This is a genomic window from Aeromonas sobria, assembly GCF_006243315.1.
GTDB classification, from domain to species: Bacteria; Pseudomonadota; Gammaproteobacteria; order Enterobacterales; family Aeromonadaceae; genus Aeromonas; species Aeromonas sobria_A.
The window spans coordinates 19,899-43,154 of sequence record NZ_NKWE01000021.1 but is presented as its reverse complement, the minus strand read 5'-3'; the positions used below and the strand labels follow the sequence as shown (position 1 = coordinate 43,154).

Annotated in this window: 19 protein-coding genes and 1 other RNA gene; 4 read left to right on the top strand and 16 right to left on the bottom strand. The window is 56.7% G+C overall.

Annotated features, from left to right (window positions below; translation table 11 throughout):
• Positions 1-384: 384 nt before the first annotated feature.
• The 10 genes from CF137_RS06250 to gcvT all read right to left on the bottom strand — a co-directional run bounded on the left by CF137_RS06250 (position 385) and on the right by gcvT (position 14,662).
• Entirely contained in the window at positions 385-1,158 is a 774-nt protein-coding gene (locus CF137_RS06250; RefSeq protein WP_139718402.1) for a M48 family metallopeptidase, read from the bottom strand.
• A 4-nt stretch (positions 1,159-1,162) separates the two neighbouring features.
• The gene (locus tag CF137_RS06245; RefSeq protein WP_139718401.1) at positions 1,163-4,447 is read right to left on the bottom strand and encodes a type I restriction endonuclease subunit R; all 3,285 of its coding nucleotides are present in this window, start codon (positions 4,445-4,447) and stop codon (positions 1,163-1,165) included.
• Positions 4,448-4,464: 17 nt separating this feature from the next.
• On the bottom strand, positions 4,465-4,947 hold the full coding sequence (locus CF137_RS06240) for a hypothetical protein (RefSeq protein ID WP_139718400.1): 483 nt from the start codon (positions 4,945-4,947) through the stop codon (positions 4,465-4,467).
• Positions 4,944-6,239 carry an AAA family ATPase gene (locus CF137_RS06235; RefSeq protein ID WP_139718399.1) on the bottom strand — a complete coding sequence of 432 codons (1,296 nt, stop codon included), beginning with the start codon at positions 6,237-6,239 and terminating at the stop codon, positions 4,944-4,946. Before CF137_RS06235 ends, CF137_RS06240 begins: the two co-directional genes overlap by 4 nt.
• On the bottom strand, positions 6,233-7,480 hold the full coding sequence (locus CF137_RS06230; RefSeq protein WP_139718398.1) for a restriction endonuclease subunit S: 1,248 nt from the start codon (positions 7,478-7,480) through the stop codon (positions 6,233-6,235). The genes CF137_RS06235 and CF137_RS06230 overlap by 7 nt, the downstream gene beginning before the upstream one ends.
• Entirely contained in the window at positions 7,470-8,993 is a 1,524-nt protein-coding gene (locus CF137_RS06225; protein WP_139718397.1) for a type I restriction-modification system subunit M, read from the bottom strand. Before CF137_RS06225 ends, CF137_RS06230 begins: the two co-directional genes overlap by 11 nt.
• Positions 8,994-9,043: 50 nt before the next feature.
• On the bottom strand, positions 9,044-9,634 hold the full coding sequence (locus tag CF137_RS06220) for a restriction endonuclease subunit S (RefSeq protein ID WP_240038518.1): 591 nt from the start codon (positions 9,632-9,634) through the stop codon (positions 9,044-9,046).
• Positions 9,635-9,940: 306 nt separating this feature from the next.
• On the bottom strand, positions 9,941-12,817 hold the full coding sequence (gene gcvP / locus CF137_RS06215; protein ID WP_139718395.1) for an aminomethyl-transferring glycine dehydrogenase: 2,877 nt from the start codon (positions 12,815-12,817) through the stop codon (positions 9,941-9,943).
• Between the two features lie 276 nt (positions 12,818-13,093).
• Positions 13,094-13,480 (bottom strand): glycine cleavage system protein GcvH, encoded by a 387-nt coding sequence (gcvH, locus tag CF137_RS06210; protein WP_139718394.1) that lies wholly within the window; start codon positions 13,478-13,480, stop codon positions 13,094-13,096.
• Between the two features lie 84 nt (positions 13,481-13,564).
• Positions 13,565-14,662: a glycine cleavage system aminomethyltransferase GcvT gene (gene gcvT / locus CF137_RS06205; protein ID WP_139718393.1), complete on the bottom strand. Its 1,098-nt coding sequence runs from the start codon at positions 14,660-14,662 to the stop codon at positions 13,565-13,567.
• Between gcvT and CF137_RS06200 the strand changes: the two genes are divergently transcribed.
• Positions 14,639-14,866, top strand: a complete 228-nt coding sequence (locus CF137_RS06200) for a hypothetical protein (RefSeq protein ID WP_139718392.1) — start codon at positions 14,639-14,641, stop codon at positions 14,864-14,866. The genes gcvT and CF137_RS06200 overlap by 24 nt on opposite strands.
• A 212-nt stretch (positions 14,867-15,078) precedes the next feature.
• Here CF137_RS06200 and CF137_RS06195 read toward each other — a convergent pair whose 3' ends face one another.
• The 3 genes from CF137_RS06195 to CF137_RS06185 all read right to left on the bottom strand — a co-directional run bounded on the left by CF137_RS06195 (position 15,079) and on the right by CF137_RS06185 (position 18,441).
• Positions 15,079-16,347, bottom strand: a complete 1,269-nt coding sequence (locus CF137_RS06195) for an FAD-dependent 2-octaprenylphenol hydroxylase (protein ID WP_139718485.1) — start codon at positions 16,345-16,347, stop codon at positions 15,079-15,081.
• Between the two features lie 124 nt (positions 16,348-16,471).
• The gene (gene ubiH / locus CF137_RS06190; RefSeq protein ID WP_139718391.1) at positions 16,472-17,695 is read right to left on the bottom strand and encodes a 2-octaprenyl-6-methoxyphenyl hydroxylase; all 1,224 of its coding nucleotides are present in this window, start codon (positions 17,693-17,695) and stop codon (positions 16,472-16,474) included.
• Positions 17,696-17,871: 176 nt separating this feature from the next.
• Complete coding sequence (locus tag CF137_RS06185; RefSeq protein ID WP_042022260.1) at positions 17,872-18,441, bottom strand: UPF0149 family protein; 570 nt, start codon at positions 18,439-18,441, stop codon at positions 17,872-17,874.
• A 173-nt stretch (positions 18,442-18,614) separates the two neighbouring features.
• On the opposite strand from CF137_RS06185, the gene zapA reads away from it, so the two are divergent.
• Entirely contained in the window at positions 18,615-18,947 is a 333-nt protein-coding gene (gene zapA, locus CF137_RS06180) for a cell division protein ZapA (protein ID WP_042022258.1), read from the top strand.
• A gap of 16 nt (positions 18,948-18,963) precedes the next feature.
• Positions 18,964-19,145, top strand: a non-coding RNA gene (gene ssrS, locus CF137_RS06175) — 6S RNA.
• Between the two features lie 164 nt (positions 19,146-19,309).
• Here the strand turns inward: ssrS and emrD are convergent.
• The 3 genes from emrD to CF137_RS06160 all read right to left on the bottom strand — a co-directional run bounded on the left by emrD (position 19,310) and on the right by CF137_RS06160 (position 22,059).
• Positions 19,310-20,509: a multidrug efflux MFS transporter EmrD gene (gene emrD / locus CF137_RS06170; RefSeq protein ID WP_042022257.1), complete on the bottom strand. Its 1,200-nt coding sequence runs from the start codon at positions 20,507-20,509 to the stop codon at positions 19,310-19,312.
• 262 nt (positions 20,510-20,771) lie between these two features.
• Positions 20,772-21,434, bottom strand: coding sequence for a glutathione S-transferase family protein (locus CF137_RS06165; RefSeq protein ID WP_101317558.1), 663 nt, complete (start codon positions 21,432-21,434; stop codon positions 20,772-20,774).
• Positions 21,435-21,603: 169 nt separating this feature from the next.
• Positions 21,604-22,059 carry a hypothetical protein gene (locus CF137_RS06160; RefSeq protein ID WP_101317560.1) on the bottom strand — a complete coding sequence of 152 codons (456 nt, stop codon included), beginning with the start codon at positions 22,057-22,059 and terminating at the stop codon, positions 21,604-21,606.
• A gap of 199 nt (positions 22,060-22,258) precedes the next feature.
• On the opposite strand from CF137_RS06160, the gene suhB reads away from it, so the two are divergent.
• Positions 22,259-23,062 carry an inositol-1-monophosphatase gene (gene suhB / locus CF137_RS06155; RefSeq protein ID WP_042022253.1) on the top strand — a complete coding sequence of 268 codons (804 nt, stop codon included), beginning with the start codon at positions 22,259-22,261 and terminating at the stop codon, positions 23,060-23,062.
• Positions 23,063-23,256: the final 194 nt, after the last annotated feature.

The following is a 23,256-nucleotide window of genomic DNA, read 5'->3' as shown; positions in this document are numbered from 1 at the left end:
CAATGGTGCACGTAAGGCGTTGTTTTTACTTATTTATTTTTATAAATAATAACTATCGACGCTATCATGGCAAAAATACTACACTCAACAAAATTTCATTTTTTATCTTAAAAAACATATAGTTATAAACAATCACATAAGCATACATAATCACGGATATTTATTTTTATAAATAATAAGTAAATTTTTTTTATTCCTTTTTTGACATAAGAGGATAGCGGATATAGAACATTATTCTGAAGCGATTGATGATTACGTTCAGAAAGAATGTCCGTTTTTGGCTACAAAAGGCTCCATGCGAAGAGCAATCAATGCATCCACACCAAAAAATTCAGCCCGGCAAGGGTGGCCTGCCGGGCTGTGGGTGACTGACGAGCTGATAACTCACGTCAACAAGCGGTTAGCCATCCCATCCAGCCGCACTTTGGTCTTTTCCCAACCGGGCATCACCTGACCCATCAGCCGGTAAAAGTGCTCGCTGTGGTTGTGCTCGGCGATATGGCAGAGCTCGTGCAGGATCACGTAATCGATGCACTCGCGGGGCGCTTTGACCAGATGTGGGTTAAGCGTGATCCGGCCATGGGGGGAACAACTGCCCCACTGTGTCTGCATAGTCAGGATGCGCAGTGCTGGTCTGCCCGTGACCCAGATGGCTTGATCCAGCATGGCGTTGAGGCGTCTGGCAAACACCTCTTTGGCACGGGCCTTGTACCAGTCTGCCAGCAGCTCACGAACTTTCTCGGCGCTACGTTGTCGAACCGACACCTCCAACTTGCCACGCAGCATTTTGACCCCCTGCACCGAATCAGGGGCTTCGATCATCTTGAGCAGGTACTGCTTGCCGAGGTAATAGTGACTTTCCCCACTGATGTACTGGCGTGGGGTGACGTGCTCCAACTGCTGGCGAAAGTCGCGTAACTGTTCGTAGATCCAGCGTCCGCGCTGCTTGACCGCTGCGAGAACCGCATCATCAGCCGCCTCACGCGGGGCCGAGACCACGACGCGGCAATCGGGATGCACCTTGATAAGCACCTTGCCGCTAGCCTGTCTCCGTTGCACCCGCTCGAAGGCGATCAGCTCATCGCCGTAGCGAAAGCTAAAGGATGGAGCTGGAGCCTGGGCCTGAGCATCGCCCTTGGCCCGAATAGGCACATTCATCTGATCAGACTCCGCTCAAGCCAACACGAGTGATCTGCACCACCATCTCGACGATCTTCTTGGCCTGCTCCATGCCGCTGCCGATGGCTTTGCACTCCTGGAACATGCGTGGCAGCAGCTGCTTGCGAATGCCTGCTTCGATGTTCTGCGGGTTGATGGAGTGTTCGGCTACAGAAGCATCCACGATGGTGTCGATCTCGAAGGCCAGCGCGATCCATTTGTCCTGTACCTGGCTGTCGGTGATGGCAAACACCTCCGGCAGCACCTTCTTGAACACCCCAAAATAGGCCTGCGCATGGCGATGACCGGCAAAGGCATCGGGCATATCGCTGAGACGCCGCTCCTGTACCTGCTCTTCGAACTCCCGAAACAGCATGTACTGCTTGAGCGGGTGCTCGAACAGCTTCTCTGCCTCCTCGATAGCTTGTCGCAGCAGCTTGGAGAAGGCTTCCTGGGCGTAAGGGTCATCTCGTAGCTCCTGCTCAATCATGCGGGTGACCCGAGTTTTGATGATGTCGGTCTCGTTGCGGGTCTTGTTCTCGTTCCACTCTTCTGGCTGCTGCTGACCCATCTTGCCGACTTCATAGACGCCACCCGGCTCTTTGACCTCCACCCCGACCACATGCTTATCCAGCAGCTTCTTCACCTGCTCGGCATATTCGTCGTAGTCCACCTTCTCACCGGCATCCTGCTGCACCAGTTGGCGCAGGCTGGAGAGCTGTTTCACCGTCTCCTTGTAGTGACGGCGATCCGCCTCGCTAAAGGCGCTGTCCTCGAAGAAAGAGGCCGATTGCAACGCCACTTTCAGGCAACTGGCAAACCCCGTGAGCGCCTCGTAGAAGTCTTCTCGCACCTTGAGGTTCACATCCACCAGTTCGCCGTCCAGTTCCTCCATCTTGGGCACCAGCACTTGGCGCAATTGCTCGATATCCTGCTTGTTCTTTACCCCGGCGAAGATACCCCACAGGGCCTGATAGAGCTGTGGCAGCCGCTTGTACTCGGTGCCCATCTGGTTGTAGAGGCCTTTGAGATCGTCAACGTCATAGCCGCCTTGGGTGCGGGAAGCGAGATCCTGATACTTGCCGATGGTGGTATCCAGCTCGGATAAGATGCCGCGATAGTCGATAAGCAGACCAAATTTCTTCTTCGGGTGCAGCCGGTTGACCCGTGCAATCGCCTGGATCAGGTTGTGCTCTTTGAGTGGCTTGTCGATATAGAGCACTGTGTTCTTTGGTTCATCGAAGCCGGTCAGCAACTTGTCCACCACGACCAGCAACTTGAGGGGATCATTCTCATCGGCAAAACGCTCGATAAGCGCCTTGGAATAGACCTGCTCATCCTGAGTACCGACATTCTCCTTCCACCACTGAGTGACCAGCGGTGTGGTCGATTCATCGACCTCGGTGTTGCCTTCCCGGCTGTCGGGCGGGCTCATCACCACCGCCGACTCGAACAGCCCCGCCTCGTCGAGGTACTTTTTATAGAGCACCGCCGAGGCCTTGCTATCGCAGGCTAGCTGGCCCTTGAGCCCCTCGACGATGTGGTTTGAAAAGTGACTGGCGATATCGAACGCAATCAGCTTGATGCGATCCTCCGCACTGTAGATCTCGCCCTTGCGGGCGAATTTGCGTTTCAGATCGGCCTGTTGCTGCTCGTTTAACCCCAGGGTGATACGCTCAAACCAGCTGTCGATGGCCCGCTCGTTGACCTCCAGGTCGGGGATGCGCTCCTCATAGAGCAGCGGCGTCACAGTTTTGTCCTCGACCGCCCGTTGCATGGTGTAGGCATGGACGATGGGGCCAAACTTGTTGGTGGTCTTGTCATCCTTGAGCAGCGGTGTGCCGGTGAAGGCGACAAAGGCGGCATTGGGCAGCGCCTGCTTCATGCGTATGTGGTTCTCGCCCCCCTGGCTGCGGTGGCCCTCATCGATCAACACGATGAGATCCGGGCTCTTGTTGATGCACTCCGGCAACTTGGTGGCTGAATTGAACTTCTGAATAAGCGAGAAGATGATCCGCTCGCTGCCCTTACCGATCTGCTCGGCTAACCGCTTGCCCGAAGTGGCCATGGCCGCCTCTTTATCTTTCTTGCCCGCGAGTTCACCGCTGGAAGCGAAGGTCTTGCTGAGCTGGCTCTCCAGATCCACCCGGTCGGTCACCACCAGCAGGCGACACTGTTTCAAACTGTCGTGCAGGATCAGCGCCTTGCTGAGGAACACCATGGTGAACGACTTGCCCGAACCAGTGGTGTGCCAGATCACCCCACCTTCTCTCCCGCCATCTGGACGTTTCTGGTTGATACGCTCGATTAACCGCTTGATGCCAAACACCTGCTGGTAGCGGGCGACTATCTTGCCCGCCTTCTTGTCAAACAGGGTGAACAGCCGGGTCATCTCCAGCAACCGCTCCGGCGAGAGCAGGCTGATGAGCAGCCGATCCTGATCACTGACGGCCAGCTCGCCAGCCGCAACCAGCGACTGATACCAGCCCAGATCGGCGGCGGGCCGGTGGCTAAACAGGGCAGAGCGTTGTTCGGATGAGAGCGGCTGATTCTTGATGGCTGTCATCTCGCCATCACCGATGTCCTCCTCACGCCAGGCGGCCCAGAACTTCTCCGGCGTACCGCAGGTGCCATATCGCCCCTCGATGCCATTGATGGAGAGCAACAACTGGCTGTAGGCAAACAGCAGCGGGATCTCGTCGGGGCGCTGGTTGCGCAGGCTTTGAGAGATCCCCTCCTTGATGGTCGGCCCTTTTTTGGCGTTGCCATCCGGGCGCTTGGCCTCAATCACCACCAAGGGCAAGCCATTGACGAAGCAGACGATATCCGGACGACGCGACTCGATGCCGCCTGCGCGAGTAACCCGAAACTCTTCGGTGAAGGTGAAGCGGTTATTCTGCGGGTTGTGCCAGTCAATAAGGGGGATGGTTGGGCTCACCTTCTTGCCATCAACAAACTCGGTGACGGACATGCCATAGAGCAAGTGGTTATAGAGCCGCTCGTTGGCCGCCTGCAATCCTTCATTCAGGGCCGGGCTACACAGCTCACTCACCAGATTGTCCACTGACTTAGGGGACAGCGGATAGGTTTTGCCCGCAAACACAAAGGTGCGCTCGGCCAGTACGCTGCGTAGCTGTTGACGCAGCACTACCTGATCGGCCTTGTTATCCCTTGCGATAAGCGCCTGTTCGGGGGAGAGGAAAGTCCAGCCCAGCTGGGTCAACAGGGTCAGGGCGGGGATCTTGGCGCTGTACTCTTCCTGAAACTTTGGCAGGTAATGGGCTGTCATCGAACGGAACTCCATAGTTACGGCTTGTAGCTATACATCACCAAATCTGAATCTAACGACCAGATAAAGACCTCAGACATGGAAAAGCGACGGCGGCACTTGTTGTATTCCTCGATAATACTCAGGTCGCCAAAACTGGTGCCTTCGGTGGTTTTGGCTGGCGTTTTGTTTTGGCCTGCCTGTTCAGGGAAAGAATGCAGCCACGCTAATACTTCCTGTGAATTAGGAAATTCACTGATCTGGTAGGGAGCATTTCCACAAAAAGCAGCTCCTACTTGTTCACAAAAGCGTTGTGCAGTTGCTCGTCTGGTTCCACCATCTCCGTTCTGGGCAATATGATTCCCCGTTTCGATGATTGTCGCCATCGGCAGAATAAATGTAGCGCCCAGCGCAACGTAGTCTCTGAACGCCTGATCAACCTGCCCTCTTGCACCATTTCTATTGGGCACGTCCAGCAAGTTCAAGAATACAGAGGTATCGATAATAGATATCGCACTCATGCGTCTTCCCCCCGCATCTTCGCCAACCAGTCGAGGGCCTTCTGTTTTTTCTGCTCAGGAGTTTCTGGATTCTTAACGAAGCGATCAACGATCCCATTGGTGACTAACTCGCCTAACGGCCCTTGTGCCACAAGACCTGGGTAATCCTGCAAATCCTGTAAGCGAACCAGTTGGCTATCACCCTGCTTTGAGTCGCGATAGCAAAATATCACATCGCCTAATGCCTCATCGGGCAAGGCATCCATCAGGGCCGGATTATGGGTCGAGAGCAGCAAACGTACACCGCGTTTCTCGGCTTGTGCACGCATGGTGGAAAGTAATTGCCGGGCACGGGAGGGATGCACGCCATTATCGACCTCTTCAATCACCACTGTGGTGCCACGGTCTGCCGACAATAATGCTGCGGCAATGGCTAATACCCGGAGCGTACCATCGGATAGTAAATCAGCAGTCCATGATTTTTTTTGACCGCCGAAGCTTTCAACCAGCTCCAGCATGCAGGTGCCACGGAACCCTTTCTGAAAGTTAATCGACTGCACATCCTGTTCTGGCAGGCTGCGAATAAATTCGATGATTTCGGCTTGGGTTTTTCTGTATTGGCACAGGCTAAACAGCACGCCGGAAAGATTGGCGCAATCCCCCCGCAGTCGCTTATCTGGAAAGCTACCATCTCGCATCAAGGACGGTACCGGGTCCAGGAACAAGGTGTTGGCCAGCAACTCATTAAAGCGAGCAGTCACTTTCGGGATCTCTATCTGGGCTTTTTTATGGCCGCTTTCAAACATTGCCGAACTTGCTAACTGATTGAGAATGGCAATCTGATCGGTGCAACTGATCTGTGGCTTTTTACCACCTTTGGCGAAGTTGTTATAAGCAACCCGTATGTTATTGGTCAGACCCACCGATGCCTGTTCGACGCGATACAAAGGCCAACTGCCATTGGGAGAAGTAATGGTCTCCTGGACAATATGCAGCTCGCCATCCCGCAGCGAGAGATCGATTTCTAAACAATCCCAATTTTTATCATCGGTCGCACAACCTAATCCAAATTGACTGGCGCCCAGATAGCCCAGGTCACGGATATTTCCCCGTACAATTTTCTCGGAATCCTGTACTTGGTGCCTGAGTACATCCAACTTTTGTCCCTGTGCCAACCAGCACAACAATCTGAATGCTTCTATAGCGTTACTCTTGCCGGAGGCATTGGCCCCAATCATCAGGGTCAACGGGGCGAGAGGTAACGTTTGCTCCCGATAACTCTTGAAATTACGCAAATGAATTTCGGTTAACATGCTACCTCCTCTTTTGGCACCTGCACTCGCAACTTGCCGGTCAGCAGTTGCTGCATCAGGGCTTTTTTCTCTTGCTTTAAGGCGTCAAGCTTCAGTTGCAGCTTATTGATGGTTTCGCTTGATGCATGAAGAACATCGGCAATCTGCTCCTGCTCATCGAAACATGGTACTGGAACTTTGGCATTCATAAACTCAGAAGGTTTAATATTCAGCAGCCCGTTGTTTCTGACTCCCGTATTTACCAAGGCACCAAGCTGAGGCTTAAGGTAGTCTGCTTCAAAAAGGTACTTGAAATAACGGTGGCTAAGCCCTTGATGAAGTTTGAAACATACATACACGTGAGGTACCAACCCCGATGTATAACTATCAAGATCAAAAATGCAGCCAAACTCGTAGGTTTTTGAGTTTCCTTTGTTATATGCAAATTCACCTTGTTTCAAAAGGATGTAGTTTTTAACACTCTCGCCAGCCATATATCTACTGTAGCGTTCATCCTGCCTAACAAACCCAGATAAAGATGAAATAGTGAGAATAGGGTGATCTTCACCATCGGATTTACGCTGGATTCTTTTGGAAACTTGACTAATGCTTTGGAATTTCCACTCCCCACTAAACCTCACACCATTGTTATCCAGCAGGCGTTTTTGGCCGGTGAGCAGTTGCTGCATCAGCGCCTTTTTCTGCTGCTGGCTATTGGCCAGCAGTTGCTCGGTGGTGCTGATTGCTTTATCCCAAGTAGCGAGAATTTTGGTTATTTTCTTTTGTTCTAGGAGTGGTGGGAGCTTAATCTTTAGGACTTGGTAAGCACCAACATTTAAGTGTTTTTGTGCCAATCCACCTTGAAGATCTAATACTTGGCTTTTTCCAATGTGACTATTTGTATAGGCACAGAGATATTCAGGTATGATTTTGTTCGAATCGGGACGTGCAATAACTATGTCAATTGCGTTTGAGCCCTCAAACTCGGGTGTAACAACACAAGCCGTGCCTGGATAACCAGTTCGCACAATTAGAACGTCGCCAGCCAAGAGGCTACTTTTTTTGTTTGCTGCATGCCCTTCTTTCGAGAAGTAAACCCAGTCATTGTCATTGATAAAACCTTCTCTTACGTTTGCCGATCTGAAAGCTTTGATACCCTCATCCTTGGAAACGTAATACTGGGTTGGCTTAATAACCACCCCAACTGATATCGCTTTACATACGTCCTTTGCTTCAACGAGAGACCAATCATTAGGCACCATAACCCAACTCCTCCAGATACTTAGCCATCTCGGTTTCCAGCTCGGCCAGTTGGGTTTTCAGTTGTTCGCGCTCGGCCCGCACCGCCAGCAGATCGATCTCCTCTTCCTCCTCGAAGGTATCCACATAGCGGGGGATATTGAGGTTGTAGTCGTTCTCCTTGATCTCTTTAAGCGAGGCGAGATAGGCGTATTTATCGACATTGCCGCCGTTGCGGTAGGTGGCGACGATCTTGGCGATATTGTCCGCACTCAACAGGTTCTGGTTTTTACCCGCCTTGAACTCACGGCTGGCGTCGATAAACAGCACATTGTCATCCACCTTCTGCTTTTTAAAGATCAGGATGGCGGCGGGGATGCCGGTGCCGTAGAAGAGCTTCTCCGGCAGGCCGATCACCGCATCGAGCAGGTTTTCATCGATCAGCTGCTGGCGAATTTTCCCCTCGCTGGAACCCCGGAATAACACGCCGTGAGGCACCACTACCCCCATGCGACCACTCTTGGGTTTGAGGGTCTCAATCATATGGAGGATAAAGGCGTAATCCCCCTTGGTCTTGGGCGGCAGCCCGCGCTTGAAGCGACCGAACTTATCGTTCCCCGCCTCCTCATAACCCCATTTATCCAGCGAAAACGGCGGGTTGGCGGTCACGATATCAAAGCGCATCAGATCGCCGTTTTTATCCAGTAGCTTGGGGTTGCGGATGGTGTCGCCCCACTCGATCTTGTGGTTGTCTTCCCCGTGCAGGAACATGTTCATCTTGGCCAGCGACCAGGTAGAGCCGATGGCCTCCTGACCGTAGAGGGCATAGTGCTTCTCGCCATGGTTTGCCACCACCTTGCGGCCGCACTTCATCAACAGCGACCCCGAGCCACAGGCCGGATCGCAGATGGTGTCGCCCGGTATCGGCTCCAGCAGCTCGGCGATAAGATCGGAGACTTCGGGCGGGGTATAGAACTCCCCCGCCTTCTGGCCGCCGCTGGCGGCGAAGTTCTTGATGAGATACTCATAGGCGTTGCCGATCACATCCAGGGTGCCGACCCGACTGGGCTTGAGGTTGAGCTCATCCTTGGCAAAGTCTTCCATCAGGTGGCGCAGTATGGTGTTCTTCTGCTTCTCTTCGCCGAGGCGGTCGGTGTTGAAGCTGATGTCCTGAAACACGCTCTTGCCCGCGTCTTTGAGCTTGGTGCCGTTGGCCTCTTCGATCGCGTGCAGCGCCTGATCGATCCGCTCGCCGTTGCCCGGTTCAAAGCGACGCTCGAACAGACTGTAGAAACTGGCCTGTTTGGGCAGCACGAAGCGCTCGTTTTTGAGCATCTCTTCAATGAGCTCCGGCTCATCGCCATATTCGGCCTTGTAGCCATCGTAGTGATCCTGCCAGACATCGGAGATGTATTTCAGGAACAGCATGGTGAGCACGAAATCTTTATAGGTATCGGCACTGATGGTGCCCCGGAAGGTATCGCAGGCAGACCAGAGGGCCTTGTTGATATCGTCCTGGTTTATCGAGGTAGTCATAAGTCACAATTCCTTGGGTATTTCTTGGAAAAATGGGCTGCTCAGCGAAACTATTTCGGTTGCTGATCGGATTGTTCGAGCAGGCTGGCAGCGATAGCCTGCATCATCTGCTCGCCGTTACGTTGCAGTTGTTGCATCAGGTTCCGTTCTTCACGCAGGCTGTGGACCAGCTTCATGATGGCGGCTTGCCTCGCAAGAGACGGGATGCCTATAGGGGCCTCCTCCAACACCTGACGGCGAATACTTTTTGCCGCGCTGCCTTCGGCGTGAAGCTCGAAGTAGCGCTGGCAAGGGGACTGATTGAGCTGCCAGGCCAGAAATTCGGGACTGAGCGCCTCGCTATGCAACCGCACCACATAGAAGTGAGGGGCGGCTACGGCGGGCAATGGTGCAAGCCCGGTATCGACCAGCACGGCATAGTTAGTGCTGCCACGGGCCGCCACCAGGATATCGCCGGTTTGCAGCCAATCAGGCTCCTTCTTGCTGGTAGGCTCAGAACGAAGGCAGGCAGACCAGTCAACCCCCCCTTCTGGCGAGGCATCTCTCATCTGCACCACGGCCATGCTGCCGGAATCGATCTCCGGGATCTTGCCGCGATAGGGGTGCCCAGCACTGATGGTGGCAATATGGTTCAGCTTCACAAAAAATCTCTTCATCGTTAATGATGCAGTTACAGTGTGTCGCATCTGACGCTACTGAGTCAATATCAACGCCCATTATTTTTGCATCAATTGAAATGATGCTTTTATGTGTACCATTGACAAGAGGTAGACCCTGGCCTGCCTGAAAGATCCAACCGAGATCATTTTGTAATTTAATTACAGTTAATCACCGCAAAAAATAAAAAGGCCCTGCTGTTGCAGGGCCGTTGAGTTTCCAACTCAATTGTCGGTTTCCAACTTCAATGTCACGGTTTCCAACTTAAATGGCCGTGATCAGCGCACCACTTACTTGGCGTAATCCTCAGTCGGAATACAAGCGCAGAACAGGTTGCGATCGCCGTATACATCATCGATGCGGTTGACCGAGGGCCACAGTTTCGCGGCGCGCACGGCGTCGGACGGGAAGACCGCTTCGGCGCGGCTGTAGCCACGGGACCACTCTGCATCCATCACGTCATCCTGAGTGTGCGGCGCATGCACCAGCGGGTTGTCGGCGAGGCTCCACTGCCCCTCCTGCACCTTGGCAATCTCGGCGCGGATGGCGGTCATCGCCTCGACGAAGCGATCCAGCTCGCGCTTGGATTCGGATTCGGTCGGCTCGACCATCAGGGTGCCCGCCACCGGGAAGCTCATGGTCGGCGCGTGGAAGCCGTAGTCCATCAGCCGCTTGGCCACGTCCATCTCGCTGATGCCTGAGGCTTCTTTGAGCGGACGGATATCCAGAATGCACTCATGGGCCACCCGACCGTTACGGCCGGAGTAGAGCACCGGGAAGGATTCACCCAGCTTCTTGGCCAGATAGTTGGCGTTGAGGATAGCCACCTGAGTGGATTTTTTGAGCCCCTCGTCCCCCAGCATGGCGATATACATCCAGCTGATGGGCAGGATGCTGGCCGAGCCGAACGGTGCAGCTGACACGGCGCCGTTGTTGCGGCTCTCCTTGTCGGTCTTGACCACGGCGTGACCGGCCACAAACGGTGCCAGATGTTTCTTCACGCCGATGGGGCCCATGCCCGGGCCGCCACCGCCATGAGGGATGGCGAAGGTCTTGTGCAGGTTGAGGTGAGAGACATCCGCCCCGATAAAGCCCGGCGCCGTGAGGCCCACCTGGGCGTTCATGTTAGCGCCGTCGAGGTAGACCTGACCACCGTGCTGGTGAACGATATCGCACACCTCCTTGATGGTCTCCTCATACACCCCGTGGGTGGAGGGGTAGGTCACCATCAGACAGGAGAGTTGATCCCCCGCCTCGGCAGCCTTGGCACGCAGGTCGTCGAGATCCACGTTGCCGGACTTGTCACAAGCGGTGACGATCACCTTGAGTCCTGCCATCTGGGCAGAGGCCGGGTTGGTACCGTGAGCAGAAGCCGGAATGAGGCAGATATCGCGATGCCCCTCACCACGGGACTCGTGGTACTTCTTGATAGCCAAGAGACCAGCGTACTCGCCCTGCGCCCCAGAGTTGGGCTGCATGCAGACCGCATCGTAACCGGTCACTTTCACCAGCCAGTTTTCGAGGTCGGCCAGCAGCAGCTGATAACCCTTGGCTTGCGCCAGCGGGGCAAACGGGTGCAGCTTGCCAAACTCGGGCCAGGTCACCGGGATCATCTCGGCGGTGGCATTGAGCTTCATGGTGCAGGAGCCGAGCGAAATCATGGCGTAGTTGAGCGCCAGATCCTTGGCTTCGAGACGGTGGATGTAACGCAGCATCTCGGTTTCGGAGTGGTACTTGTTGAACACCTCGTGGGTCAGCACGGCGTCGCTGCGCAGCAGATCCTGCGGGATGGCGTGATGGGCCTGAGCCGCCTTGTCGAGGGCTTCAATATCGAGCCCGTGACCTTGACCGAGGAACAGTTCGAACAGCTCGGCCACATCGCCGCGGGTAGTGGTTTCAGAGAGGGACACCCCCACCGCGCCATCGAGATCCGTACGCAGGTTGATACCCAGCCCTTCGGCCTTGGCGATCAACGCGGCCTTGTCGCCCGTCAGCACAGTGAGGGTATCGAACCAGCTGGTGTGCTTGAGGGCGACACCCTTGGCCTTGAGGCCGAGCGCCAGAATGGTGGTAAGACGGTGCACCCGGGAGGCGATGGTTTTCAGTCCCACCGGACCGTGGTAGACGGCGTAGAAGCTCGCCATGTTGGCCAACAGCACCTGTGCAGTACAGATGTTGGAGTTGGCCTTCTCGCGGCGGATATGCTGCTCGCGAGTCTGCATCGCCATGCGCAGGGCACTCTTGCCACGGGCATCCTTGGAGACACCGATGATGCGACCCGGCATGGAGCGCTTGTAAGCATCACGGGTGGCGAAGAAGGCTGCGTGGGGGCCACCGTAACCCATGGGCACGCCAAAGCGCTGGGCGGAGCCCAACACCACGTCGGCACCCAGCTCGCCCGGGGATTTGAGCAGCAGCAGGGAGAGCAGATCGGCGCTGACGCAAGCTAGCCCTTTCTGGGCCTGTACTGCGGCGATGAGGGCGCGCAGATCTTTTACCTCACCTGTGGTGGTGGGGTACTGGAACAGGGCACCAAACACCTCTTCACTCACCGCCTCGCTGGCGGCGCCGACCGCCACGTCAAAACCGAAGTGAACTGCGCGCTCCTTGACCACGTCGATCACCTGCGGGTGCACGTCATCGGCCACGAAGAAGAGGTTGGATTTGGACTTGGCCATCCGCTTGGCAAGCGCCATCGCCTCGGCGGCGGCGGTCGCTTCATCCAGCAGGGAGGCGCTTGCCAGATCCATGCCGGTGAGATCCAGCGTCAGCTGCTGGAAGTTGAGCAGGGCTTCGAGACGGCCCTGCGCCAGCTCGGGCTGGTACGGGGTGTAGGCGGTATACCAGCCCGGGTTTTCCAGCACGTTGCGCAAAATGACGTGGGGCACATGGGTATCGTGATAACCCATACCGATATAGCTCTTGGCAATCTTGTTCTGGGCGGCATAGCCCCTGAGCTTGGCAAGCGCCTCCACTTCGGTCATACCCGCACCGATCCCCAGCGGGCCCGGCAGGCGAATGGCGGCGGGCACGGTCTGGGCAATCAGATCGTCCAGGCTCTCGGCCCCGACGGTCGCCAGCAGCTGGCGCAGCTCTTCCTCGCCCGGGCCGATATGGCGGCGGACAAAATCATGTTTTTGCTCGAGTTCAAACAGTGACTGGGTCATTTCCCTATTTCCTGGTAAATAAGTCCTGGCATGAAATCCTGATAACCAAGACCTGATGTTCCTGATGGTCGGCTGAGACCGACTCCACTCATGTTCGCTATGCCGCAGCCAAGAGAGCACGGCACCGGATGCTCGCTGGCACCCCGGGGATCCCCCTGTAAACCGCGCGCTGGCTAAACCCCAACACGCCGGATACGGGTGACTTCACCCGGCTGTCGACCCTGTCGGCAGCCATACAAAAGGGCCCCGCACGTTGGTGCAGGGCCCGGGGCATTATTATTCGTCCACCACGTTCTGGTAGCCTTCGGCATCCAGCAGGTTGGCCAGCTCGCTTTCGTCATCGAGCTTGATGCGGAACAACCAACCGGCATCGTAAGGATCTGAGTTGACCAGCTCGGGACTCCCTTCCAGCTCTTCGTTGACGGCGATGATCTCGCCGCTCACCGGGCTGTAGATGTCAGAGGCGGCCTTGACCGACTCGGCCACGGCGCAGTCGTCACCGGCACTGACCTGCTTGCCCACTTCCGGCAGCTCGACAAACACCATGTCACCCAGCAGCTCCTGGGCATGCTCGGTGATACCGATCACGGCCTCGCCGTTGGCTTCAACACGGATCCACTCGTGGGAAGTGGCATATTTCAGTTCGCTCGGGATATGGCTCATTTGTGCTTCCTTTGATCTTTGAGTCGCGTTTAAAAACGAATATGAAAAGCGGCGGGGAAGGCACTACCCTCCCCCGACATTGTGTTAAACCAGCTTCTGGCCGTTACGGACGAAAGCGGGCTTGCTGACCTTCACGGTGACCAGCTTCTTGCGGATCTCCACCTCGGCCTGTTCACCGATATCACGGGGCACCCGCGCCAGGGCAATACTGTATCCCAGAGTGGGAGAGAAAGAGCCGGAGGTGATCACACCTTCCCGCTTCTCACCGTTTGCCGCGGTGAAGGTGACCGGCATGCCGGCACGCAGCACTCCTTTCTCTTCCATCACCAACCCCACCAGCTTGGGCTGATTGCCCGCCGCTTTCTGCGCTTCCAGCACGTCGCGGCCGATGAAGTTGCGATCGCTCGGATCCCAGGCGATGGTCCAGGCCATGTTGGCGGCGAGCGGAGATACTGACTCGTCCATGTCCTGACCGTAGAGGTTCATCCCCGCTTCAAGGCGCAGGGTATCGCGGGCACCGAGACCACATGGGGCTACGCCGTTATCCAGCAGCGCTTGCCACAGCTCGCAGGCTTTCTCTTGCGGCACCACGATCTCGTAGCCATCTTCGCCGGTGTAGCCGGTGGTGGCGATAAAGAGATCGCCAGCCTGCACGCCGAAGAAGGGTTTCATCCCCACCACGGCAGTGCGCTGGGCGGCGCTCAGCACGGCAGCAGCCTTGACCTTGGCATTCGGGCCCTGCACCGCGATCATCGCCAGCTCAGGACGCTCGGTGACGGCGATATCGAAATCGCTGGCGTGATGGCGGATCCAGGCCAGATCCTTCTCGCGGGTGGCGGAGTTGACCACCAGCCGGTAAAAGGTATCGGTCAGGTAATAGGTGATGAGGTCATCGATCACCCCGCCGTCAGGATTGAGCATGCCGCTGTAGAGGGCCTTGCCGGAGACGGTGAGTTTGGCCACGTCGTTGGCCAGCAGGTGTTGCAAAAAGGCTTTGACCCGTTCGCCGGTCAAATCGACGATGGTCATGTGGGAGACATCGAACATACCGGCATCGCTGCGCACCGCGTGGTGCTCTTCCAACTGGGAGCCGTAGTTGATGGGCATTTCCCAACCGTGGAAGTCCACCATCTTGGCGCCGGCTTCCAGGTGTTTGGGATGCAGTACAGTAGTCTGGATCATCGCATTCTTTCCTTAGCAAAAAGCCTTTTCGCTGTAGCGACCACCCTTGCGACCCGCGCCACCGCTCTGACTGCACTGCGCGCAGCAAAAAGCGACCGGATTGCAGAGTGTGTGCTCGCTCCTGCCCTTGCCAGGCAAGAGGGATTCCTTGAACGGAGCGGATTATATGACAAGCAGGCGAGCGCGCCGCTCAAAAAAAACTAATCCACTCCCGTAAAACTGACTCCAGACACTAAGATAAATACAGTGATAAAAACAGCTGTAAGCCGGATCAAGCGAGATTAAATTTTGATTTTTACCGTTTCGTCACAATTTACAGAAAAACGTTTCGCTCCAGAGCAAAATTAAAGGCTGACACCCAAAACGGGTCATCAGCCTTGTCGGATTACTTTTGTTGCCAAAAACGGCGGGTAATATTAGTTTTTTTCACCCTTGGCCTGCATGGCACTGCCCTTGGTGGCCGTAACAGTCCAGTCAGGACGGGCCAATGCGGGCAACTCCCCCTCCAGCCCCATGGCGGCGCGGATCACCCCCTCCTTGAAGGGCGTCAGCAGGTTGGCGGCCCGCAATCCGATGCCCCGCACCAGCTTCTTGAGCGGGTTGACACCACTGAACAGCCGCTTGAGCCCTTCCATTGCCGCCAGCATGCGGGCTGCTTCGCTCTTGCGCCAGCGCTCGTAGCTGCGCAGGTTGGCGAGCAGGCCGATATCCTCGCCCGCGGCATGATTGTGCAAAATCTGCTCCGCCAGCGCGGCGGCATCCAGCAGGCCGAGGTTGACCCCCTGCCCCGCCAGCGGGTGGATGGTATGGGCGGCATCCCCCACCAGCACCAGCCGCTCGCGGGCAAAGTCACGGGCATAGCGGGCGGTGAGTGGAATGGCGCTGCGCGCCCCCTCCACCTTGCACAGACCGAGGCGGGCATCGAAGGCGGCGGTGAGCTGGCGGTTGAACTGCTCGTCGTCGCAGCCACAGAGCGCCTCGGCGCGGGCAGCGGGCAGCGACCAGACGATGGAGCAGAGGTTCTCCTGCCACAGCGGCAAAAAGGCGAGCGGGCCATCCGGGGTGAAGATCTGGCGCGCCACCGCCTCGTGGGGCTCGGCGCAGCGCACCGTCGCCACCAGTGCGTGGTGGCCGTAATCCCAACTGGTGAGGGGAATATCGGCCTGACGGCGCACCCAGGAGTGGGCACCATCAGCAGCCACCACCAGCTTGGCCGAGATGGCCTGACCATCTTCAAGGAGCAGCAGGGCGCCCGCCGGGCCACTTTGCAGGCTCTTGGCTCTGGCGGGGGTCAGCAACTGGATATTGCTGGCACCCTCAATGGCCTCAAGCAGCGCCAGCTGGATCACCCGATTCTCGACGATATGGCCGAGGTTGGCCTGACGCAGACTGGCGGCATCAAAGTCGATGTGGCCGAAACTGTCCTGCTCCCACACCGCCATCTTGTCATAGGCCTGCAGGCGGCGCGCTGCCATGCCGTCCCAGGCGCCAACATGGCGCAGGATCTGCTGGCTGGCCAGGCTCAGGGCGCTGACCCGGTTGTCGGCCACCTCCCCCAGCTGCGGGTCGGGCAGTTGCCCCTCTACCACCAGCACCTTGAGGGGGCTATTTTTAAGGGCCGCAGCGAGCCCCAGCCCCACCATGCCGCCACCGACAATCACCACATCCACATTTTGCATCTGCATCATCTCATCCTTTCAGGGCTGACCGGCTGGCCAGCGAGGGGACGCCCACAGGCATCGCCTCTTTTTATTCAACACGTTTTGATCAACGAATGGCGGTCAACAGGTCCCAGTCAACAAGCGCTGGCTAGTTGCCGCACACATCGGCGACAAAGCCCAGGGTGCGCGAGGCGAGCGGCGCCTTTAGGCAAGGGAATCGCCCCATCAGGGTGAGCGCCAGATTGCGCCCCGCCACCAGCGGATCGTGACCATTGGAGAAGAGCTGGGCCAGCGAGGAGGTGAGCCAGACGGTCTGCGCCTGATCGCGCTTGCGCTGCTGCCAGTAACCGCTCAGCACCTTGAAGCTGCCGATATCCTCCCTCTCTGCCAGCGCCTTGGCTACTGCCCCGGTGAGCAGGTCGAGATCCCGCATCCCGAGGTTGAAGCCCTGCCCGGCAATAGGGTGCAGGGCGTGAGCAGCATTGCCCACCAGCACGGTGCGCTGGGCCAGCGGATAGTCGCAGGCAGTCAGGATCAAGGGATAAACGTTACGCACGCCGCATCGCTCGAAGCGGCCGAGCCGCCAACCGAAGGCCTGCTGCAGCCGGGCGAGAAACGCAGCCTCATCGAGGGCCATCAGCTCATCCACCTCATGCTGCCCGACGCTCCACACCAGCGAGGAGAGCCCATCCTGCATCGGCAGCAGGGCCAGCGGGCCCCCTTCGGTAAAGCGCTCGAAGGCGCGTCCCGCAGGGTCTTGCGAGGTTTTGACCGTGGCGATGATGGCGTGCTGCTCAAAGTCGTGGCGGGTCACCGGCAACTTGAAGTGCTGACGCACAAAGGAGTTGCCCCCGTCTGCCGCCACCAGCAGGCGGGTATCAATCAGTTCACCGCTCTCGAGGGTGAGGGTCACCTTCTCCTCATCGGGGGCAATCTGCCTCACCCGGGCCGGACAACAGACCCGGATATTGGTGGCGGCGGCCATCGCCCGTTGCAGCGCGTTGCCAGCGGCCGCCAGCTCGATCACCTGACCCAGCGCGGGCAGACCATATTCGGCGGCCGAGAGGCGAGCCTGACCGCAGTGGCCTCGATCCGAGACATGGATATGGGTAATGGGGGCGCAGTGGGGGGCAAACAGCGGCCAGAGTCCGCGCCGCGACAGCGCATCGCAGGTACCGGCCGAGAGCGCAATGGCGCGGGCGTCAAACCCCGAATGGGTATGCTGTTCGGGGACGCTCGCCTCCAGCAGCAGGATCTCGAGGGAGGAGCCATCGGATCGAAGCAGGGCCGCCAGCGAGAGCGCCAGCACGGCACCGCTCATTCCACCGCCGACCAGGGTGACATCGACCTGTCGCACATCAGATTGAGACATAAGCAGAGAAGAAGAAGTGAAAAAGGTGGCCTCATGCTATCACAAAGCCGCAAGCCGAATGCGAGGCCAGCGGCAAAAAACCGGTTGCGCCTCACAGGGTTAGCCACCACAAGGGGATAAAAAAGAGCGCCATCAGGCGCTCTTGCAGATCAGTGATGGCCGCAGTGGCCCGATCCTCAATGGAGGGTCGGCGGCGTGCTCGGGGTCTCGGGGCGCTTGCCAAACTCTTCGAAGGTCATCATCACCCCCAGCTTGACGTGTTCATAGAGCACCAGGAAAGAGGCTTCATTCTCGTCATCTTCCTGATCGAACTCGGCAGAGACCTGAGTGATGCTGGCGATATCCTGGATCATCTCCTGCAGCTCTTCCGACGCGCGGGAGAGCTCCTGCTGCACCACGCCAAAACCGGCCAGAAATGCCTGTGACCAATCCACCAGCGAATCGATGCGCTCATCAAGGGGGGCATCGTCACTTGGCAGCAGCAGCTCGACCCCTTTCTGGGCCATCAGGCTCTCGACCACATTGTGATAAAGATCGGTCATCACCTGGCGCACCGGGGCCGGCAGGCCGAAACCGTCGTTCACGAGGTCGTTAAAAGGAGGCAGCCAGCTCTTGTCATCCAGGGCCACGCCACCACATACCAGACCACAGATCACGCCGTGGGCTTCTACTGCCGTTGCCATCAACTCATGTTGCTCCATGAGGTCAGATACGGCGGTATATTCAAGGGGGTTCGTTTTGCTCATCGAGGATCCGCTCAAAGTTCAGTCAAATTTGCAGAATTAATGGTCAGGATCCTAGCATTCTCCCTCTTCCAGAGCCAGCAAGGCCTTGAAACTTATGCATCTGCGCTATATAGTCCCGCCCAGTTGTCCACGTGGATAAAGGCGGAAATCAGCTCCGCCGTATTGAGGAAGGCATGAGCACAGAGGCCGTAGAAATCGTCATTTTGGGACGTCCCTACAAGGTATCCTGTCCCTTGGGACAGCAGGATGCCCTGCGCCAGGCCGCCGAGCAGCTGACCGACAAGCTGATCGACCTGCGTCAACGCTCCAAAGTTTCGAGCAATGAGCAATTGGCGATCATGGCGGCGCTTAACTTCTGTCATGAGCTCTGCCTTGAAAAAGATAAGAATCACCAATACTCTGAAACCATGGACAAGCGGATCAAGATGCTGCAACGCACCATCGAAGCTGCCTTAATTGAGCATGGTCAGTATGGTGATTCCAGCGAAGAGGGGCAGCAGCCCTAATCGCAAACCGTTTTAAAATTCCCTGGGATGTTTGTCAGCCGGTTCAAGTCCCCGAGCCGATAATCATACCCAACAGGGGATCGGCCTTCTGGCTATTGCGCATGCTCGGCACGACCGAGAAGCCTGCGGTCAGATTCGATTCCCGCCTTGAACCTACGGTTCAAGGGCCCAAACCGGCAACGGCATCTCGGGGTACCAATAGCAAAAAGCCCGTCACCAAGGTGACGGGCTTTTTCTTTTTCCTCGCATAAACGGTCATGGCGCCCCGCTCTATCAAGCTGCAGTAGCGCAGTGATGTGCACTCTTTCTGCCAAACAAAAGCCCACCAGTAACGGTGGGCTTATCGAGGTTGATCCCGTCGATCAGATCGCCATCTGCTCGTGGGGGGAGCCATGGTGGCGCAACCAGGCAAAGCTCAGGGCAACCAGCAAGACCATCAGGGTCATGATAGCGCCCAAGGTCACCTGCCCTGTCATCGGGAAACCAGCCGCCAGCAGCGTCACTATGCCGGCCCCCAGATTTTGCATCCCGCCGAGAATAGCCCCGGCGGTGCCAGCCTGACCGGGGAACGGTTCAATGGCGCAGGAGGTGGCGGTCGGATAGAGGATGCCGCTACCGATGAAGTAAACCGCCGCGCCGCCAACCAGCGAGGCGGCACTCACGATACCGAACAACCCTGGCAGCAGAATGATCAGAGAACCGAGCGCCAAAAAAACAATACCCAGACGCATCAACTTGCCCTGGCTCAGACGAAAACTGAGCTTGGCAGAGAGCCAGGCACCGAACAGATAGCCGGGCAGCGGCAGCACGAAGAGCACGCTCACGGTGCGGGCGCTCAGTTTTAGCACATCGCCAAGCAGCACACCGGCAGCCGCTTCAAACACCGCCAGACCGGCGAAAGTTGCCATCAGGCAGAGCAAATTGCCCTGAAAGCGTGGATTACTCAGCACATGGCGATAAGCCGCGCTAACCCGCAGTGGTTGTTGACGTGCCGCCACCGGCAGCGTTTCACCAAACCAGGCCAGCAGCGCCAGGGTCGTTACCGCCCCAAAGCCGAACAGAAACCAGTAACCGGCACGCCAGTTGAACAACTCGGTCAGCCAACCACCGAGCACCGGCGCCAGCAGCGGGGAGAAGATCACCCCCATGCTCACCAGACTATTGGCACGATTGAGCTCGGCCCCGTTATAGCGATCGCGCATTACGGTCCGGCTCATTGCGCCGCCAGAACCGGTCCCCAGCCCTTGAATGAAGCTTCCCACCAGCAGGGCGGTGAAGTGTGGAATGAGCTGAATGATCAGGGTCCCCACCAGAAACACCATCATGCCGACGATCAGCACCGGACGACGGCCGATGCGATCCGACAACGGCCCGTAGACAAATTGGGAGAGGCCATAGGGGATCAGGTAACAGGCCATCACCGCCTGCAACTGACTCGAGGCAACATTAAAATCCCCCGCCATCATGGGAATCGACGGTACATACAGGGTCTGGGTCATCTGGCCCACAGCGACCATCAGGATGGTCAATAAAAACAACGGATAAAAACTGTGCCGATCCATATCAGTCCCACTAAATCGTAAAAATGCGGCCGCCCCTCCGGGGTAATATGCCCAGAGGGATCTGATCACAAACACTGTGATGCCATCATAAAAAAGTGCTGGAAACAGGAGGCGGGGAGCCCGCCAGACCACCGCACAGAACGTACGGTGGGATGGGGGCATCATAGTGATTCAGCTCACAAAAAACGAGCCAATCTTTATAATCAGCTTGCCTTAGTTTTTCTAATATTATGGGGTCTGCTGCTCCATCTAAGGTTGTAAATCAACGCGTTATCATCTGCTGTGCCTGCTTGATCAGCTCATCTGGCTGCTCTTTGCGTGGCGGTATGGTGATCCCCCTCTGGCAGGCAGGCTTCTCTGCCATGCGGGCCATCCAGGCTTGCAGATGGGTCAGCCCTTCAATGGAGATGCCGCTCCAGTCATAAATACGCACCCAGGGCCAGGTGGCGATGTCGGCGATGCTGTATTCATCCGCCAGATATTCATGGTGGGCCAGATGGCTATCGAGCACCTCGAACAGACGGCGCCCTTCCTTCTGATAACGCTCGATGGCGGCGGGGATCTTCTCGGGGAAGTAGCGGTAGAAGACGTTGGCCTGCCCCATCATGGGGCCCACGCCCCCCATCTGAAACATCAACCACTGGAGAGCCTGGGAGCGGCGTTTGGGATCGGCCGGCAGCAACTTGCCAGCTTTCTCCGCCAGATAGATGAGGATGGCACCTGATTCGAATACCGCGAAATCGTCGTTATCCCGGTCGACAATGGCCGGAATGCGACCATTGGGGTTGATGGCAAGAAATTCGGGCTGTTTCTGATCCAGCGCCGACAAGTCGAGGGGAATAACCCGATAGGGCAAGCCCAGCTCTTCGAGGGCTATCGCTACCTTGAAACCATTGGGGGTCGCGGCGGTGTAAAAGTCGATCATGATTTACTCCTTGTTACTCATAACCTGATTGTACGGTTCGATGTAGTTGATAAATGGTTGCCGCTTCATCTTGCAACAAGTGGCCGGCTCCAGACCATTAAAAAGCGGCGCACCGCTGGCCAAAAAAGGCACACGGTGCGCCGCTGGTGCGCTCTGACAATGGTAAATGCTAGTTGAGCATGGCGACCGGCTTGCGCTGGCGCAGCATGATCAGGCGGGAAAGCAGCGGGAAGTAAGACTCCAGCTTGCGTAGCAACACCCGGCTGCAGGCAGGCTCGGCCAGCTCCGACTCATCCAGCACGATGCCGTTTGAGACAAAATAGAAACGGGGGTCACGCACATCCGGCCCGCAGACCGTCAGCTCTTTGTCCCCCTTGCGGATCAGCAGCGGCAAGACCGGCAAGCCGATCGTCTCGTCCTCTCCCCGGGTAAATCCGGCATCCTGCCAGGAAGCATCGCCGTCGATCAACAGGATCGCCGCCTCCGTCTTGGCCGGTTGCCACTGGGCAAGGGGGGTCACGGTGATGTGGGCAAAGTGATCACCATACTCGGGTGATGACCGCAAGATGGCCAACAGTCCCTCACTGGCCGCTGACACGTTCTGACTCACTAATGACAAATTCATGGCTCATATCCCTATGCTCATGACAGCCTGTATCCGGCTGCTGGGATAAGACTAGCGCAGATCTGGTCTATATTGGAGCCGTCAAATCTGGCAGTGGTAATCAATTGGTCGTAGGGGGATTACAGTTGCCATCGATAAAAATACTGGTATCATACGCCGTCCTTTTATCCCCCGTTCTTTAACATCCAGTGGTGAACCTATGCATCCGATGCTGAATATCGCCGTGCGCGCTGCGCGCAACGCCGGTCAAGTTGTAGTAAAAGCCTTCTCCCAGCCCGAGAACATTGAGGCTATCCAAAAAGGCAGCAATGACTTCGTGACCAACGTTGACCGTGAAGCCGAAGCGGCCATCATTCATACCATCAAAAAATCTTACCCGGAGCACAGCATTATTGCTGAAGAGTCTGGTGAGATTGCCGGTACCAATCCGGACTACCAATGGATCATTGACCCACTGGATGGCACGACCAACCTTGTTAAAGGCATTCCACACTTTGCTGTTTCCATCGCCCTGCGCGTGAAAGGCAAAACTGAACAAGCTGTCGTTTATGATCCCATCCGTGATGAGCTGTTTACCTCTACCCGTGGTAACGGCGCACAGCTGAACGGCTACCGCATCCGTGTGGGCAAAGCCCGAGAGATGGCTGGTACCGTACTGGCAACTGGTTTCCCATATAAGCAGAAGCACCACATTGCCCCCTACCTGAAAATGTTCCAGAGCATGTTTATCGAGTGTGCTGACATTCGTCGCTCTGGTTCTGTCGCGCTGGATCTGGCCTACGTTGCGGCCGGTCGCATCGACGGTTTCTGGGAAATCGGCCTCAAGCCTTGGGAAACTGCGGCAGGTGAGCTGCTTGCCAAAGAAGCCGGTGCCATCATGACCGATTTCGTGGGTGGTCATAACTACGAGAACTCAGGTAACACTGTCGTGGCTAACCCGCGCGTACTGAAAGAGATGCTCGCCAAAATTCGTGACGAACTGCCGGAGTCTCTGGCTAAATAAGCCAGTTTGCTCAGCAACCAAAAAAACCGGCGCAAGCCGGTTTTTTTGTATCTGCTCACCAGTAATGGCGAGTGACGAGGTGGGGTCTGCAGGTCATTACCTCTTCCCCTGCCACAATTGCCTTTCCCAAGAGAGTGCGTTTGTAGCAGGCATCCAGATCACCTGCAGCCCCTCCCGATTTGCTTGCTTCCTGG

Excerpts from the sequence above, each read along its gene's own strand:
- CF137_RS06245 (WP_139718401.1), bottom strand. The coding sequence starts at position 4,447 with ATGACAGCCCATTACCTGCCAAAGTTTCAGGAAGAGTACAGCGCCAAG.
- CF137_RS06235 (WP_139718399.1), bottom strand. The coding sequence starts at position 6,239 with ATGTTAACCGAAATTCATTTGCGTAATTTCAAGAGTTATCGGGAGCAA.
- CF137_RS06250 (WP_139718402.1), bottom strand. The coding sequence starts at position 1,158 with ATGAATGTGCCTATTCGGGCCAAGGGCGATGCTCAGGCCCAGGCTCCA.
- emrD (WP_042022257.1), bottom strand. The coding sequence starts at position 20,509 with ATGGATCGGCACAGTTTTTATCCGTTGTTTTTATTGACCATCCTGATG.
- CF137_RS06195 (WP_139718485.1), bottom strand. The coding sequence starts at position 16,347 with ATGCAGATGCAAAATGTGGATGTGGTGATTGTCGGTGGCGGCATGGTG.
- suhB (WP_042022253.1), top strand. The coding sequence starts at position 22,259 with ATGCATCCGATGCTGAATATCGCCGTGCGCGCTGCGCGCAACGCCGGT.
- CF137_RS06165 (WP_101317558.1), bottom strand. The coding sequence starts at position 21,434 with ATGATCGACTTTTACACCGCCGCGACCCCCAATGGTTTCAAGGTAGCG.
- zapA (WP_042022258.1), top strand. The coding sequence starts at position 18,615 with ATGAGCACAGAGGCCGTAGAAATCGTCATTTTGGGACGTCCCTACAAG.
- ubiH (WP_139718391.1), bottom strand. The coding sequence starts at position 17,695 with ATGTCTCAATCTGATGTGCGACAGGTCGATGTCACCCTGGTCGGCGGT.
- CF137_RS06185 (WP_042022260.1), bottom strand. The coding sequence starts at position 18,441 with ATGAGCAAAACGAACCCCCTTGAATATACCGCCGTATCTGACCTCATG.
- CF137_RS06240 (WP_139718400.1), bottom strand. The coding sequence starts at position 4,947 with ATGAGTGCGATATCTATTATCGATACCTCTGTATTCTTGAACTTGCTG.
- CF137_RS06160 (WP_101317560.1), bottom strand. The coding sequence starts at position 22,059 with ATGAATTTGTCATTAGTGAGTCAGAACGTGTCAGCGGCCAGTGAGGGA.
- CF137_RS06225 (WP_139718397.1), bottom strand. The coding sequence starts at position 8,993 with ATGACTACCTCGATAAACCAGGACGATATCAACAAGGCCCTCTGGTCT.
- gcvH (WP_139718394.1), bottom strand. The coding sequence starts at position 13,480 with ATGAGCCATATCCCGAGCGAACTGAAATATGCCACTTCCCACGAGTGG.
- gcvP (WP_139718395.1), bottom strand. The coding sequence starts at position 12,817 with ATGACCCAGTCACTGTTTGAACTCGAGCAAAAACATGATTTTGTCCGC.
- CF137_RS06230 (WP_139718398.1), bottom strand. The coding sequence starts at position 7,480 with ATGGTGCCTAATGATTGGTCTCTCGTTGAAGCAAAGGACGTATGTAAA.
- CF137_RS06200 (WP_139718392.1), top strand. The coding sequence starts at position 14,639 with ATGCAGTACAGTAGTCTGGATCATCGCATTCTTTCCTTAGCAAAAAGC.
- gcvT (WP_139718393.1), bottom strand. The coding sequence starts at position 14,662 with ATGATCCAGACTACTGTACTGCATCCCAAACACCTGGAAGCCGGCGCC.